Source organism: Pseudomonas caspiana (assembly GCF_002158995.1).
GTDB lineage: Bacteria > Pseudomonadota > Gammaproteobacteria > Pseudomonadales > Pseudomonadaceae > Aquipseudomonas > Aquipseudomonas caspiana.
In genome coordinates this window covers 268,699-285,194 of the sequence record NZ_LOHF01000001.1, presented here as the reverse complement: position 1 = coordinate 285,194, position 16,496 = coordinate 268,699, and the positions used below count along the sequence as shown (strand labels likewise).

Annotated in this window: 10 protein-coding genes and 2 riboswitches; of the genes, 5 read left to right on the top strand and 5 right to left on the bottom strand. The window is 58.0% G+C overall.

Annotation, left to right across the window (positions count from 1 at the left end; all coding sequences use genetic code 11):
* Nucleotides 1-8: 8 nt before the first annotated feature.
* Together cobN and cobW are read right to left on the bottom strand one after the other, a co-directional pair.
* The gene (cobN, locus tag AUC60_RS01225) at nucleotides 9-3,770 is read right to left on the bottom strand and encodes a cobaltochelatase subunit CobN (RefSeq protein WP_087264197.1); all 3,762 of its coding nucleotides are present in this window, start codon (nucleotides 3,768-3,770) and stop codon (nucleotides 9-11) included.
* A 3-nt stretch (nucleotides 3,771-3,773) separates the two neighbouring features.
* Nucleotides 3,774-4,838, bottom strand: a complete 1,065-nt coding sequence (gene cobW, locus AUC60_RS01220) for a cobalamin biosynthesis protein CobW (RefSeq protein ID WP_087264196.1) — start codon at nucleotides 4,836-4,838, stop codon at nucleotides 3,774-3,776.
* 125 nt (nucleotides 4,839-4,963) lie between these two features.
* Nucleotides 4,964-5,192: riboswitch (cobalamin riboswitch) on the bottom strand.
* A 57-nt stretch (nucleotides 5,193-5,249) separates the two neighbouring features.
* Nucleotides 5,250-5,474: riboswitch (cobalamin riboswitch) on the top strand.
* A 97-nt stretch (nucleotides 5,475-5,571) separates the two neighbouring features.
* Between cobW and AUC60_RS01215 the strand changes: the two genes are divergently transcribed.
* From AUC60_RS01215 to cobM, 4 genes are all read left to right on the top strand, one after another.
* Complete coding sequence (locus AUC60_RS01215; protein WP_087264194.1) at nucleotides 5,572-5,757, top strand: CbtB domain-containing protein; 186 nt, start codon at nucleotides 5,572-5,574, stop codon at nucleotides 5,755-5,757.
* 11 nt (nucleotides 5,758-5,768) lie between these two features.
* Nucleotides 5,769-6,476, top strand: coding sequence for a CbtA family protein (locus tag AUC60_RS01210; protein WP_087264193.1), 708 nt, complete (start codon nucleotides 5,769-5,771; stop codon nucleotides 6,474-6,476).
* A 162-nt stretch (nucleotides 6,477-6,638) separates the two neighbouring features.
* The gene (locus AUC60_RS01205; RefSeq protein ID WP_087264192.1) at nucleotides 6,639-7,055 is read left to right on the top strand and encodes a cobalamin biosynthesis protein; all 417 of its coding nucleotides are present in this window, start codon (nucleotides 6,639-6,641) and stop codon (nucleotides 7,053-7,055) included.
* Between the two features lie 37 nt (nucleotides 7,056-7,092).
* Nucleotides 7,093-7,854, top strand: a complete 762-nt coding sequence (gene cobM, locus AUC60_RS01200) for a precorrin-4 C(11)-methyltransferase (protein ID WP_087264190.1) — start codon at nucleotides 7,093-7,095, stop codon at nucleotides 7,852-7,854.
* A 196-nt stretch (nucleotides 7,855-8,050) separates the two neighbouring features.
* Here cobM and nfuA read toward each other — a convergent pair whose 3' ends face one another.
* The 3 genes from nfuA to AUC60_RS01185 form a co-directional block, all read right to left on the bottom strand.
* Nucleotides 8,051-8,644: a Fe-S biogenesis protein NfuA gene (nfuA, locus tag AUC60_RS01195; RefSeq protein ID WP_027902653.1), complete on the bottom strand. Its 594-nt coding sequence runs from the start codon at nucleotides 8,642-8,644 to the stop codon at nucleotides 8,051-8,053.
* Nucleotides 8,645-8,714: 70 nt separating this feature from the next.
* A complete protein-coding gene (locus AUC60_RS01190; protein ID WP_087264189.1) occupies nucleotides 8,715-9,740 on the bottom strand; it encodes an acyltransferase family protein in 1,026 nt (341 codons plus the stop codon).
* A 358-nt stretch (nucleotides 9,741-10,098) separates the two neighbouring features.
* Nucleotides 10,099-12,399 (bottom strand): fatty acid cis/trans isomerase, encoded by a 2,301-nt coding sequence (locus AUC60_RS01185; protein ID WP_087264187.1) that lies wholly within the window; start codon nucleotides 12,397-12,399, stop codon nucleotides 10,099-10,101.
* Nucleotides 12,400-12,564: 165 nt separating this feature from the next.
* Here AUC60_RS01185 and metH point away from each other — a divergent pair, with 165 nt between their 5' ends.
* Entirely contained in the window at nucleotides 12,565-16,272 is a 3,708-nt protein-coding gene (gene metH, locus AUC60_RS01180) for a methionine synthase (protein ID WP_087264186.1), read from the top strand.
* The last annotated feature ends 224 nt before the right edge of the window (nucleotides 16,273-16,496 follow it).

Here is a 16,496-nt window from a genome sequence, read left to right as displayed (position 1 = left end):
CAACGTCATCAGCTCTCTTCTATATCCAGCAACAGGCTTTCCAGCGCATCACGATAATTACCTGGCTCTTGCCATAGCCCACGCTGCTGGGCTTCAAGCATACGTTCGGTCATATCACGCAAGGCATCAGGGTTGTGCTGCTGAATGAATTCCCGGGTCGACGGATCCAGCAGATAGGCATCGGCCAAAAGCGCATATTGATGGTCGTCAATCAATTCGGTGGTGGCATCGAACGCAAACAGGAAGTTCACAGTGGCGGCCATCTCGAATGCGCCTTTATAACCATGGCGTTTGACGCCGTCGATCCATTTCGGATTCGCCGCCCGGGAGCGGATGACCCGGTTCAGCTCTTCCTTCAGCGTACGAATCTTCGGCAAGTCCGGCTGGCTATGGTCGCCATGGTAGCTGGCGGTCTTCTGGCCACTGAGGCTTTCAGCGGCCGCGAGCATGCCACCCTGGAACTGGTAATAGTCGTTCGAATCGAGCAGGTCGTGCTCGCGGTTGTCCTGGTTCTGCACCACCGCCTGAACCTGCGACAAGCGTTTCGCAAAGCGCTCACGCGCGGGCGTGCCTTCATCGGCCGCGCCATAAGCGTAACCGCCCCAGTTCAGATAAACCTCGGCCAGATCATCCCGGCTCTGCCATAAACGACCGTCGATGGCGCCCTGCACGCCCGCACCATAAGCACCGGGCTTGGCGCCGAAGATACGCCAGCCTGCCTGACGCGCAGCCTCGTCATCAGCAACGCCGTTTTTCAACAGCGCGGCACGCTCTTCGCGAACCTTGGCGGCCAACGGGTTCATGTCGTCTGGCTCGTCCAGAGCAGCGACAGCCTGTACCGCAGCGTCGAACAGGCGGATCAGGTTGGCGAAGGCGTCGCGGAAGAAACCCGAGACCCGTAGCGTCACGTCAACACGCGGTCGATCCAGCAAGCTCAACGGCAGAATCTCGAAGTCATCGACACGCTGACTGCCAGTCGCCCAGACCGGCCGTACCCCCATCAGCGCCATCGCCTGGGCGATATCGTCGCCACCCGTGCGCATGGTTGCGGTGCCCCAAACCGACAACCCAAGTTGACGTAAATGATCACCATTGTCTTGTAAGTGCCTCTCCAGCAACAAGTTTGCTGACTGGAAGCCAATACGCCATGCGGTGGTGGTGGGCAGATTTCGCACATCGACCGAAAAGAAGTTACGCCCGGTAGGCAGCACGTCTATACGCCCGCGACTCGGCGCACCGCTGGGGCCTGCGGGTACAAAGCGCCCGCGTAGCGCATCCAGCAAACCCTGAATCTCTGCCGGACCACATGCGTCGAGTCGCGGCGCCACAACTTCTTTTAAACTATCAACAATATCCAGTAACTCTTTGTTTTCAAAAGGAATATCAAAATATAAATCGTCGATTACTTGTTCAATCATCCACGCAGCGTACAGCTCCAAACGCTCGCGGGTATCACCCGCCGTTCGCCATGGATCTGCGCTGATGGCGAGAAGCGCTGGCGGCCTGGCTGCCAGCCAGGGCTCGGCAAGCTCACAGTCCAGCGGGTCGAAACCCAGCTCAAAGGCTTTACTCAAGGCCCGCAACAGACTCGATTGCGCGCCCCGGCCATCGCCTCGAGGAATACGCAACAACGCCAGCAAGGTATCGATACGCAGGCGGCCGGTGGGTGACTCACCGAAGATATGCAGACCGTCGCGAATCTGGGATTCCTTCAGATCACACAGATAGGTGTCCAGCCGTGGCAGCCAGATCGCGGCGTCTTCATCCTGTAAGGAATTACCCAGCGCCAATTCCCGATCAATATGGGTTTCGCGGACCAGCTTGAGGATGTCGCGTTGCAGTTCCAGAGCACGACGAGGATCAAGCAACTGTGCTTCGTAGTACTCGTCCGCGAGCAGCTCAAGATTGCGCAACGGCCCGTAGGTTTCGGCCCGGGTCAGCGGCGGCATAAGGTGATCGATAATCACCGCCTGCGTGCGGCGTTTTGCCTGAGCGCCCTCACCCGGATCGTTAACGATGAATGGGTAAACGTTTGGCATCGCGCCGAGAATCGCATCCGGCCAGCAAGTCTCCGACAGCCCGACGCCCTTGCCCGGCAGCCATTCCAGATTGCCGTGCTTGCCCACATGCACCACCGCATGTGCGCCGTAGGCTTTACGCAACCAGAAATAGAACGCCAGATAACCATGGGGCGGGACCAGATCAGGGTCGTGATAGACCGCACTGGCGTCCACCTGATAACCCCGCGCGGGCTGAATACCAACAAAGGTCAGGCCAAATCTGATCCCGGCAATCATCATCCGCCCACTGCGGAACATCGGGTCTTTATCCGGCGCGCCCCAGCGGGCAATCACCGCTTCACGGTTGGCCAGAGGCAATTGCTCAAACGCCGCGGTGTACTCATCGAGCGCCATGCTTTGGTGACAGGGACGCAGATCAACGTTGTCCAGATAATTGGTCACGCCGCCGAGCAACTGGTGAATCAGGTCAGTGCCGGTTTCCGGCAACCCGGCAACCGGGTAGCCCTCGCCCTGCATGGCACGCAGGATATTAAGTGCGGCCGCTGGCGTATCGAGGCCGACACCATTGCCGATTCGCCCGTCGCGGGTGGGGTAATTGGCCAGAATCAGTGCAACGCGCTTGTCGGCGTTCGGCAAACGCCCAAGCAATACCCAGCGACGCGCCAGCTCAGCAACAAAGTCCATGCGCTCCGGCTGCGGGCGATAGCAGACCACATCCGACTGACTGCGCTCGCTGCGCCAGGCCAGATCCTTAAAGCTGATCGGTCGACTGATGATCCGCCCGTCCAGCTCCGGCAACGCAATGTGCATGGCCAGATCGCGGGCACCCAGGCCTTGCTCGCTGGCGCGCCAGCCAGGTTCGTTATCCTGGGCGCAAATCGCCTGAATCACTGGCACATTGCGCCTGAAGGGCCGCAGGTGCGGGGTTTCCGGGCTGGACTGAGCAAAACCTGTGGTATTCAGGATCAGCTCAGCGCCCACATCGTCCAGCCAATCCTCGACCACCGTCATGCAACCCGCCTCTTTGAGGCTGGCCACGGCGATGGGCAACGGGTTCAAGCCTTGCGCCTGCAAACGAGCGCAGAACACGTCGATGAACGCGGTATTGGCGGCCTGCAAGTGGGAACGGTAGAACAGCAGCGCTACGACGGGCTGATCCATCACCCAGTCAGCGAACCATATTTCAGGATCGGCGCTGACGCCTTGGGGATGGTAAACCGCAGTACGCGGCAAGGCTTTTGGCTCGGACCACGGATAATCCCGATCCAGCATACGAGTAGCAAGACAACGGTAGAAATCCAGTGCGTTGTGCATGCCGCCCTGACGCAGAAACTGCCATAAGCGGTGGCAATCCTCGGCGGGCGCAGTGCTGCGCTCAGTCAGCTCGGGGTCATGGCGGTCACAACCCGGCACCATGATCACTTGCACGCCCCGTGCTGCCAGCTCCATCAGGCGTTCGACGCCGTAGCGCCAGTAGCCGATCCCGCCGTGCAGTGAAATCACAATCACTTTGGCGTGGCGCAGCACCTCATCGACATAGAGATCGACCGAAGCGTGGTTTTGAACCTGCATCGGGTTAGCCAGACGCAAGCTCGGGTAATCGTCCGGCAGTTGCTGAGCCGCTTCGGCGAGCAGTGCCAGGCTTGAATCACCGCTGCAGAGAATCACAAGCTCGGCGGGGGTTTGCCCCAAGTCGGCAATACTGTCGTCCGGTACAAAACCACCGGGCTGGGTTCTCAGCAGATGCATGAATCAACCCGCTAGCGCAGCGCGCAGCTGGGATTCAAGCGCAGCAGCGTCGAGTTTCTGGCCAATCAATACCAAATGAGTGGCGCGCTCTTCGTCAGCCCCCCAGGCGCGGTCGAAGTGCTTGTCGAAACGCGTACCCACGCCCTGAATCAGCAAGCGCATCGGCTTGCCCGGTATGGCGGCGAAACCCTTGACCCGCAGAATGCCGTGCTGCACGACCAGTTGGGTCAGTGCATCGAGCAACAGACTGTCGTCAGCTTCGGGCAGTTTGATTGAAATGGAATCGAACGCGTCGTGATCGTGGTCATCATGGTCATCGCCTTCGTGATGATCGTGATGGGTCTTGCGACCATCGATATGCTGTTCGGATTCAGCACCCAGGCCCAGCAAGACATTGATAGGCAGACGACCGCTGCTGGCTTCGATGACCTTGACCGCTGGCGGCAGCTCTTCGGAGACTTCGGCACGCACGGCGGCCAGACCGGCAGCGTCGATCATGTCGGACTTGTTGAGGATTACCAGATCAGCGCTGGCCAGTTGATCAGCAAACAACTCATGCAGTGGCGATTCATGATCCAGGTTCGGATCGAGCTTGCGCTGTGCGTCGACCTGATCAGGGAAAGCAGCAAACGTACCTGCGAGAACTGCGGGGCTGTCGACGACAGTGATGACCGCATCAACGGTGCAGGCATTACGAATTTCTGGCCACTGGAAGGCTTGTACCAGTGGTTTTGGCAGAGCCAGGCCGGAGGTTTCGATGAGGATGTGGTCCAGATCGCCACGCCGTGCCACCAGTTCACGCATGACCGGGAAGAATTCTTCCTGCACGGTGCAGCACAAGCAGCCGTTGGCCAGTTCGTAAACGCGGCCAACCGCCTCTTCTTCAGTGCAGCCGATGGTGCATTGCTTGAGGATTTCGCCGTCAATGCCCAGCTCGCCGAACTCATTGACGATCACGGCAATGCGCCGGCCCTCAGCGTTATCCAGCATGTGGCGCAGCAAGGTGGTTTTGCCCGAACCGAGGAAACCGGTAACGATAGTGACGGGAAGTTTGGCCAGTGTTTTCATCGGATGCCCTTTGGCAATACGGCGGGCAAGCAGGACGAAAACCCTGTGTGGCCACAGATGTGTAGCCACAGAGATACGATTCGCCACCGGATCACCCCGCCCGGTTGTAGTGAGAATTCGTCGGGCACAAGGCCCGAATCGAGGCAGGTCTCCTGGCTTGCGGCGCACCTGGAGTATCTCCGGGGCAGTCATTGCGCCTTCCCGCACAGACAGAGGCTGTGCAGTGGCTTTGCAAAGACTGTGCGATAAATCAGCACCGCTTACAGTTGCGGGGGCAGCCGCGGCATCGACCGCGTTCCCGTCTTAGCTCCATGCCATTGGATCAGCTGGAGAACCTCGAACCTGCAAGGCTACGCAGTGACTGCGGGCAGGTCAATCAACTGATTGACGTTCCCCGCAGGCGCGTGCTCTCCTACACGCCTTGTTACGGGTGCCCCTCACAGGGTGAAACGGGAAACCGGTGCGTTCAGGCCTTTGGTCTGTACAAGTCCGGCGCTGCCCCCGCAACGGTAAGTGAGCGAAGAATCAGATCCACTGTGCCGATCACGGCATGGGAAGGCGATTCTTGCAGGTTGAACGCCATCGAGCGCTCACCCCCTCGCAAGCCCGGAGACCGGCCCGACATGAAACAAATAACGAACCCGCGGTGGGCGGGCGCAGTTGCACTCCCCTGACACTCGTCAGCGGGACAGTGCTGCGCATGCCTGCTTGCCGACATTCAGAGGGAAGCGCCATGTCGATCAGTACAACCAGCCATTCCGCCAGCACTGCAACCACCCGAAGCCAACGCCTGACCGCCGCCATCAGCGCAGCGATTCTTGGCGCATGCCTTGTGTACTTCGCCGGTTTCTCCCACATCGAAGCGGTACACAATGCCGCCCACGATACCCGGCACAGCGCCGCCTTTCCTTGCCATTGAGACCTGACGCCATGTTCAAGCGAATCGCTCAAACGGCCGGGTTTACTGGCCTGCTTGCCGCCCTGCTGTTGACCCTGCTGCAAAGTTTCTGGATTACGCCGTTGATCCTGCAGGCTGAAACCTATGAAAACGCACCTGCCGAGCAGGTCCATGAGCACGCTCACGGCGAGGCCGCACCGGCGGGTCACGTGCATGACGACGAAGCCTGGTCGCCGGAAGACGGCTGGCAGCGCATCGTCTCGACCACCGGTGGCAATCTGGTGGTCGCGGTCGGCTTCGCACTGATGCTGGCTGCGCTGTACACCTTGCGAGCGCCGGGCAAAACCTCCCAAGGCCTGTTCTGGGGGCTGGCCGGTTTTGCCGTGTTTACCCTGGCGCCAACGCTGGGCCTGCCACCTGAGCTGCCGGGCACCGCTGCTGCGGACCTCAATCAGCGACAAATCTGGTGGATCGGCACGGCAGCCTCGACGGCTGTTGCTCTCGCGCTGATCGTCTTTGCCCAGAACTGGCTTTTGAAAGCCTTGGGCGTTGCGATTCTGGTAGTGCCTCACCTCATCGGCGCTCCGCAGCCTGAAACCCATGAAAGCCTGGCACCAGAAGCGCTGGAGTCGCAATTCGTGATGGCTTCGCTGCTGACCAACGCGGTGTTCTGGATCGCCATGGGGCTGATCAGCACGTGGCTGTTCCGTCGCAACAATCCTGATCTCGACCCTGCCTGATCTTGAGCAAGTTTGACATAAGCAGTCTCGCAGCAAACATTGGACTTGTAGGAGCTCATGAGCACCGCGAGGCAGCGATGGCGTCCCGCCAGATACACCCTCATCGCTGCCTCGCAATGCTCGTGAGCTCCTACAGAAAAACATTTCAATTCAGTGAGTTATATGTTGTTTGATAAAAAGCGGCCGATCCTGGTGGCAGGCTTGGGTTGCCAACGTGGTTGCTCCGCAGCGGCGCTGCTGGAGCTTATTGAGCGCAGCCTTGAAAGTCATGATCTGCGCCGTGAAGACATCAGCGCCCTTGCCTCTATCGACCTGAAAAGCCAGGAGCCAGGCCTGCTGGAATTAGCGACTGAGCTTGATTTGCCGTTGAGTTTCTTCAGCCCGGAACAATTGACCGCCTACGAGTCGCAGCTCAGTCATCGCTCAGAGATCGCCTTTGAATACACCGGTTGCTATGGCATCGCAGAAAGCGCCGCGCTGGCTTCGGCAAGCCAGTCAGGCGCTGCCGAGCTGCTGATAACTCGCAAGAAATCCTCGCAAGCCACTTTTGCTTTGGCCATTGCCCGGCCAATTCGCTGATAATCGCTATTTTTGCCCCTTCACATCTGGAGTCTTCATGACGGTCTTTTTCATCGGCGCAGGCCCCGGCGATCCTGAGCTGATCACAGTCAAAGGCCAGCGGCTGATCCGCAGTTGCCCGGTGATCATCTATGCAGGCTCGCTAGTGCCTGCCGCCGTTCTGGAAGGCCACCAGGCGGTTCAGGTGAGCAACAGTGCCGAGTTGCACCTGGAACAGATCATCGCCTTGATGAAATCTGCTCATGAACAGGGCCAGGATGTGGCCCGCGTGCACTCCGGTGACCCAAGCCTGTATGGCGCTATTGGCGAGCAAATTCGCCACTTGCGTGAATTGAATATTCCGTTCGAGATCATCCCGGGCGTTACGGCGACTGCAGCCTGTGCTGCGTTGCTGGAGACTGAACTGACCCTGCCGGATATTTCTCAGACGGTCGTTCTGACCCGTTACGCGGACAAGACGTCGATGCCCGAAGGCGAAGCTCTGGCCGATCTTGCCCGTCACAAGGCAACCATGGCGATTCATCTGGGGGTCAATAACCTGTCGAAGATCGTCGCCGAACTGACACCCCACTACGGAGCAGATTGCCCGATCGCTGTGGTGCATCGCGCCAGCTGGCCGGATCAGGACTGGGTCGTCGGCACTCTGGCGGATATCGAAGCCAGGGTTGAAGAGAAGGGTTTTCGCCGCACGGCGCTGATTCTGGTGGGGCGTGTGCTGTCCAGCGATGCATTCAGCGAGTCATCGCTGTACCGTGCCGGGCATGCGCATTTGTTCAGGAAGTACGAGGGCACGCGTTAAGCACAATTTACTGTGGGAGCCGGGCTCGCCCGCGATGAGGGTGACGCGATCTAAAAGTTAACCAACCTCATCGCGGGCAAGCCCAGCTCCCACAAAGGATTAGCATTCCAACTTATAACCGCAGCATGCTCAGGTATCCCGATCACACAAAAAACCCCGAACACGTCGGGGCTTTTGATACTGCGCAGCAAACAGCTTAGTAGTAAGCGTTTTCTTTCTGCGTGTGGTCAGTCACGTCACGCACGCCGTGCAGTTCTGGAATGCGCTCAAGCAAGGTGCGCTCGATGCCTTCCTTCAGCGTCACGTCAGCTTGGCCGCAACCCTGGCAACCGCCGCCAAATTGCAGAACAGCGATGTGCTGTTCCTGCTCTTCAACCACGTCAATCAACGTGACCTGACCGCCGTGGCTGGCCAGTCCTGGGTTGATCTCGGTTTGCAGGTAATAGTTGATGCGCTCGTTGATCGGGCTATCAGCATTGACCATTGGCACTTTAGCGTTGGGTGCCTTGATCGTCAGCTGGCCGCCCATGCGGTCGGTGGCGTAATCAACAACGGCATCATCCAGAAAGTTTTCGCTGAAGCCGTCAATCCAGGCCGTGAAGCTTTTCAGGCCAATGGCCTTGTCTTCCGGTTTTTCTTCGCCCGGCTTGCAGTAGGCAATGCAGGTTTCAGCGTACTGGGTGCCAGGTTGGGTAATAAACACGCGGATGCCGATGCCCGGGGTGTTCTGCTTTTCCAGCAGATCGGCCAGGTAATCGTGGGCAGCATCGGTAATTGTAATAGCGGTCATGAAAATTCCTCGCAGACGTGCGGGCAGTTTACGCCAATCCCCAGCTTCGTACAAAGTCCTAGTGTTTTTGTCAGGAAAGCGCTTGAGAAGCATTTCTGGCGCGTCTTTCGTCCAGCCAACCTTTCATGCGCCGGTAAAGGCCCTTCTCCAGCCATTCATAACTGATCCATGCACCCAGCGCGATGACCGGTACGCAGATAGCGAAAACCAGATAGGGATTGAGGTCGTAGTGTTGCGAGGCGAGCCAGCCGCCGTACAGCACCAGAACATGGAGCAGATAGACCGAGTAGGAACAGTCACCCAGCACTTTGAGAACCTTGTTACCCCTGAATACCGGTTCCATGGCGATGCACGACAGCACAATCAATGCACTTGGCAGGCCCCAGTTAAGCAACCGCTGCTGATCAGCACCCAAGTGATAAATGACCACCAGTCCTGTGGCGATACCCAGCAACGGTAGCCAGAACCCTTCTTTGATCCAGCCCTTGCGATAAATGATGCCGATGCCAATGCCCAGCAAGAACTCATAAATGATGTCGTTGCCGTAGAAACGGCTGATCAGCCCGGAACGCGCCAGCACCTCACACACCGCAAACAGCGCTGCAGCCACAATCAAGGGTCGATGACGCTGCTTGAACAGGAAAACCGTGGAGAACAATAGATAGAAGAACATCTCGTAATTAAGCGTCCAGCCTACGTTCAGCGTGGGGTACAAGCCATAGCCGCCAGGATTCTCTGCCGGGATGAAAAACAGCGACAGCATGAACGTCTGCCAATTGATCACCTGGTGAGGCAGCAACGGCGCTGCAAACACCAGTAGCAAGCCCATGGCTGCGGTGTAGAACCAGTACGCCGGGACAATCCGGATAATGCGATTGAGCATAAAGCGGCTGGCAGGCATTTCACTGTTCTGAGTAGAAAGGAAGATCACCAGGCCACTGATGACGAAAAAGATATCAACCCCCACTGCCCCCTTCGTCACGAAGAAGTCGCCAACCGGGCCGCTGGCGTGGAAATTGAAAAAAATCTGCATGAAGTGATGACACACAACGACCCACGCGGCGAGTGCCCGCAGGGCTTGAACCGAAATCAACATCACAAACCTCATTGCCTCTTTTAACAACAATCCAGGGCCGCAAAAACATCAGCATGCACAAGGACACTCACGGGGTCGGACCGTGATAGTTCCTAAAAGGTCATGAAAAAATGAGATTTCCGGTCAGCGGTAGATGGCTGCGGGCCATGTGGAGCATGGTGTGCAGCATTCACTGATGACGTGGGACCGGCTTTAGCCGGGAAGAGGCTCGTACATGCAGTACAGCTCTATCGTTAGAAATACCGCCTTCCCGACTAAAGCCGGTCCCACGTCGGCTTCCGGGCCAACATAGAATCTTCCACATGAGAAATGCGATCTCATGTGGGAGCGAGGCTTGCCCAATAAGGACGGCGCAAATCTACAGATTCTCGTACCGATTCATGTCCATCACCCCCGCCTCGACAGGATCGGTTTCCTGAATATAGCGAGTCAGGTCATGAAAGTACGCCCAGAACTGCGGATTACTACGGCGCACGCCCCAACGTTCAACAATCTTCTCAAACTCCTGCTGATGCCGGGCTTGCTGCATGAGCTGAACAAACTCAGGCACCTGACTGGCAGGCACGTTGAACATGAAATTAGGGTAGCTCGCCAACACCCCCGGATAAATCGTCAACGTGTCCAGGCCGGGCTGGTAACGATAGGACTCACCCAGCAAGAACGCGACGTTGGTATGGGACCGGTTGCGCAGCATGCTGTACATCGTTCGTTTGCCAGTGCCATCTTCAATACGCAGCATCGTTGCTTCAGGCAAAAAATCAATAACCTTCAACCCTGCCGCCGGGCGTCCAGTGAGATGGCTCAGCGACTGCTCGACCTGAGCGAAAGTGTCACTGATACCCGCCCGCGAACAGTAAGCGCCTGAACAGCGATTGATTGGGTCCGGCGCAGCATTCAACGTACCTGCACGCTCTACCAGCTTCAGGGCGAAATCGCGTTTCGGATCCTTCTCGTCCAGTTTCATGCCGCTTGGCGTGTCATTGTCGATGCTCTGATAGTCGAGCCACATCTTCACTTTGCCGCCGTTGCGATACCAGTCACTCAAGATATCGTCACGTTTGTTGGCCGGCATCAGACGCAAGAAGTTAACCTCGGCGCCATTGCGGATCAGGTCGAAATAAAGCCGCGTCTGAACCTGATGCGACACGTTGCCGTAAACATCGAAGTTCACCGCCAACTGATAATACGTGCGCTCCAGCAGCGGGAAATCGAACAGCCATAACGTCTGCGGTACTTCACCGATCAGGCCTTTATTGACCGACGCACTGTCAAAGTGGCGGAAGACGGTCAACAAGGCGTTATCGTTGCCAGCCCATAATGTCGCCCAGCCAGGGGGCGGCATGTCGGCGTAGCTGTCGCGGCGCAGGTCTTCATATTCGTTGCGCTTGTCTCTGTAGCTGTGCCACAAGCTCAGTACACTGCCCACATCATCGTTTTGCCCCGGCATGGCCAGCAAGGGTGTCGCCAGACCGCGATACCGTGCATCGAAGATATAGCGGTCGTGGGCTGGCTCCTGGAACATCACCCAGAACTGATCGCGAATCACGTCAGTAGCAATCTGCCCGCGACACACAGGTCCGCGAATAAACGTGCGGACGAAGTATTCCGCGTTATCCAGCATGAATTGATAACGCGCGACCGCAGGAATCGCCTCGAAGGTTTCGAACGGATTGGCACGACGCCCCGGGCCGTACCCTGGCAACGAATCCACGTGCCAATCGTTGCCGTAGAACAGCTGCTTGACCCGGGCCATCTTCTGCGGGCCAAGCGGGTAGGTGATGTGAGTCTTGTGAACGATCACCCCTTTGACTTGTTCAAGACGGTAATAGAAGTCGCTTCCCGGATCGTCGTTCGGCCTGCGGGTGGCTATCACATCGATCGGCTGACCGCTCGGCGTGCGCGAGCGCACCCACTGAAAGAAATGCCCCGGCTCACCGCCTGCAAAATAGATGTGCGCGAGGAACAGATGCTCGTACAACCAGCGGCCCACCAGCGCCTGAGTCGAACCTGGCTGATTGAGCAAAGCTTCCCACTCGGCAATCTGCGACAATTCACTGATTGAGGGGCTTTGCGCCTTGTCATCCACCGGAGCGCCCGCAGCGAACCAGCGTTGCAGGGTCTCGTACTCAGCGTCGCTCAACCCGGCGACGGCCAGCGGCATACCTTCTTTGGGGTGCGCCTGGGCATATGCGTTGTACTCCCCCGGCTGGGCGCAGAGGTTTTCACGATTCAGGCCCAGCACGATTTCAGGCGGGATCTTCGCATTCGGCTCGAGCGGTGCGTTACGTCCCAGGTCGAGCATTCTGCTCATTAATGCAGCCTGGCTTCCCTGGGCGTCGAGCACCGAGTAAAAACCCTTGCTCTCCCAGGCTTTCGGCCCATTGGCATCGATGAACAAACGGGTGGGCGCCTGAGCAACGCTGCGATCGCCTTCATACACCGGAATCTTGCTGGCGCCTCGAGCAACGCCCTCCCCGGCCCCCAGATTCAACTGGCATGGCGCGTCGTTGCAGGCATGACAGGCCACGCACTTCTCGGTAAGGATTGGCTGAATATCCCGAACATAGGAAATGTTCGGCTGCACAGGCTGGTCGACCGCTTGGGCCTGAGACATGCCGATCAACAACACAGCGATGCTTATTAAGAAGCGATACGGCATATCCAGCGTCCAAAAGGTCGAGAAAGGTAAAAAAACGCAGCAATTCTACAGAGGATATCGCACGCCAACATGAGCGATATTCATACCAAAGTGTTATCAACACCAAAACCGTTCGGGTTTGCTATCATTTCGACCTTTCTGTATCGATCTTTTCCAGGTAGCCCTATGTCTGATCGCACCGCCCGTCTTCATGCTCTCCAGCAAGCTCTTCAGCAGAGGATCCTGATCCTTGACGGTGGCATGGGCACCATGATCCAGAGCTATCGCCTTGAGGAAGAAGACTATCGCGGCAAGCGTTTTGCCGACTGGCCAAGCGACGTCAAGGGCAACAATGACCTGCTGGTGCTGACGCGCCCGGATGTGATCGGCGCTATCGAAAAGGCCTATCTGGACGCCGGTGCCGATATTCTCGAGACCAACACGTTCAACGCCACCCAGGTTTCCCAGGCCGACTACGGTATGGAAGAGATCGTTTACGAGCTGAACGTCGAAGGCGCTCGGCTGGCGCGTAAAGTCGCCGATGCCAAGACCCTGGAAACGCCAGACAAGCCGCGTTTCGTCGCGGGTGTTCTCGGCCCGACCAGCCGCACCTGCTCGCTGTCCCCGGACGTCAACAACCCTGGTTATCGCAACGTCACGTTCGATGAGCTGGTGGAAAACTACACCGAAGCGACACGTGGTCTGATCGAAGGCGGCGCGGACCTGATCCTGATCGAAACCATTTTCGATACCCTGAACGCCAAGGCCGCGATCTTTGCCGTGCAGGGCGTCTTCGAAGAGATCGGCTTCGAATTGCCGATCATGATTTCCGGGACCATCACCGATGCCTCCGGACGTACCCTGTCCGGGCAAACCACTGAAGCGTTCTGGAACTCGGTAGCCCACGCAAAACCGATCTCGGTGGGCTTGAACTGCGCGCTGGGCGCCAGCGATCTGCGCCCTTACCTGCAAGAGCTGTCGAACAAGGCCAGCACTTATGTATCCGCGCACCCTAACGCGGGCCTGCCCAATGAGTTTGGCGAATACGACGAACTGCCAAGCCAGACAGCAAAAATCATTGAAGAATTCGCCCAAAGCGGCTTCCTGAACATTGTCGGCGGCTGCTGCGGTACAACACCGGGGCACATCAAGGCTATCGCCGAAGCCGTCGCCGGTTATGCGCCGCGACAAATCCCGGACATCCCGAAAGCCTGTCGCCTGTCCGGTCTTGAGCCGTTCACCATCGATCGCAACTCGCTGTTCGTCAACGTCGGCGAGCGGACCAACATCACCGGTTCCGCCCGCTTTGCCCGCCTGATCCGTGAAGATAACTACACCGAAGCCCTGGAAGTCGCCTTGCAACAGGTCGAAGCAGGTGCCCAGGTGATCGACATCAACATGGACGAAGGCATGCTGGATTCGAAGAAGGCCATGGTGACCTTCCTCAACCTGATAGCCGGTGAACCGGACATCTCCCGGGTGCCGATCATGATCGACTCCTCCAAATGGGAAGTGATCGAAGCCGGCCTCAAGTGCATCCAGGGCAAAGGCATCGTCAACTCCATCAGCATGAAGGAAGGCGTCGAGCAGTTCATTCACCACGCCAGGCTGTGCAAGCGCTACGGTGCTGCGGTTGTGGTCATGGCGTTCGACGAAGCCGGTCAGGCCGATACCGAAGCGCGCAAGAAAGAAATCTGCAAACGCTCCTACGATATTCTGGTCAATGAAGTTGGCTTCCCCCCGGAAGACATCATCTTCGACCCGAACATCTTCGCCATCGCCACCGGTATCGAAGAGCACAACAACTACGCAGTCGATTTTATCAATGCCTGTGCCTACATCCGCGATGAACTGCCCTATGCACTGACGTCGGGCGGTGTGTCCAACGTATCGTTCTCGTTCCGCGGCAATAACCCGGTACGGGAAGCGATTCACTCGGTGTTCCTGCTGTACGCGATCCGTAACGGCCTGAGCATGGGTATCGTCAACGCCGGGCAGCTGGAAATCTACGACCAGATTCCGGCCGAATTGCGCGACTGTGTTGAAGACGTCGTACTCAATCGCACCGAAGATGGTACCGACGCCTTGCTGGCCATTGCCGACAAGTTCAAGGGCGATGGCAGCGTTAAAGAAGCGGAAACCGAAGAGTGGCGCGGCTGGCCGGTGAACAAGCGCCTGGAACACGCGCTGGTCAAAGGCATCACGACGCACATCGTTGAAGACACCGAGGAGTCCCGTCAGTCCTTCGCCCGCCCGATCGAGGTGATCGAAGGCCCGCTGATGTCCGGCATGAACATCGTCGGTGACTTGTTCGGTTCGGGGAAAATGTTCCTGCCGCAGGTGGTCAAGTCCGCCCGCGTAATGAAGCAAGCAGTTGCCCACCTGATTCCGTTCATCGAGCTGGAAAAAGGTGACAAGCCGGAAGCCAAGGGCAAGATCCTCATGGCTACGGTGAAGGGCGACGTGCACGACATCGGCAAGAACATCGTGGGCGTGGTGCTGGGCTGTAACGGCTACGACATCGTCGACCTGGGCGTGATGGTCCCAGCAGAGAAAATCCTGCAAGTTGCCAAAGAACAGAAGTGCGACATCATTGGCCTGTCGGGCCTGATTACTCCGTCGCTGGATGAAATGGTTCATGTTGCCCGGGAAATGCAGCGTCAGGACTTCCACCTGCCTCTGATGATCGGCGGCGCGACCACCTCCAAAGCCCACACGGCGGTGAAGATCGAGCCCAAGTACAGCAACGATGCCGTGGTCTACGTGACGGACGCCTCTCGTGCTGTTGGCGTGGCGACGCAACTGCTGTCCAAAGAGCTGAAACCGGCCTTCATCGAGAAAACCCGTCTTGAGTACGTCGAGGTTCGCGAGCGCACTTCTGCTCGCAGCGCCCGCACCGAACGCCTGAGCTACGGCGCAGCGGTTGCCAAGAAGCCGCAGTTTGACTGGGCGGCTTACAATCCGGTGAAGCCGACGTTTACCGGTGCCAAGGTGCTGGAAAATATCGATCTGGACGTGCTGGCCGAATACATCGACTGGACGCCGTTCTTCATCTCCTGGGATCTGGCAGGCAAGTACCCACGCATCCTGACTGACGAAGTGGTCGGTGAGGCCGCCACGTCATTGTTCGCCGATGCCCAGCAAATGCTGCGCAAGCTGATCGACGAAAAACTCATCAGCGCCCGCGCCGTGTTTGGCTTCTGGCCGGCCAATCAGGTGAATGATGACGACCTGGAAGTCTACGGCGACGACGGCCAGCCACTGGCGACGCTGCATCACTTGCGTCAGCAGATCATCAAGACCGACGGCAAGCCGAACTTCTCGCTGGCTGACTTCGTTGCGCCGAAAGACAGCGGCATCACTGATTACGTGGGCGGCTTCATCACCACTGCGGGCATTGGCGCTGAAGAAGTGTCCAAGGCCTATCAGGATGCGGGCGATGACTACAACGCAATCATGGTCAAAGCCCTTGCCGATCGCCTCGCCGAAGCTTGCGCCGAGTGGCTGCACCAGCAAGTGCGTAAAGAGCACTGGGGTTATGCCAAGGATGAGCAACTGGACAACGATGCGCTGATCAAAGAGCAATACGCAGGCATACGCCCTGCTCCCGGCTATCCAGCCTGCCCGGACCATACCGAGAAAGGCACCCTGTTCGAACTGCTGGACCCGATGCCGGACGGCAAGCCGGGCAAAAGCGGCGTGTTCCTCACCGAACACTACGCCATGTTCCCGGCAGCGGCGGTCAGCGGCTGGTACTTCGCCCACCCGCAGGCGCAGTACTTCGCCGTGGGCAAGGTCGACAAGGATCAGGTCGAAAGCTACGCCGCGCGCAAAGGTCAGGACCTGAGCGTAACCGAGCGCTGGCTGGCGCCGAATCTGGGGTATGAGGAGTGAGCAGTAATCCTCAGGGATTGAACTGATAATGCAGTCCTGTGGGAGCTGGGCTTGCCCGCGATAAGCGATGTACACAACTTTCATGTCGCAATTCTTGTGTACATATCCGTAACCGCTGTCACGGCTGATATTGGTTGCGCCCTTACGGCGCCTCACTTTTGGGGCGCAAAAGTAAGCAAAACGCTCTTACCCCACCACTAGGTGCCTCGCTGTCGCTCGGCATA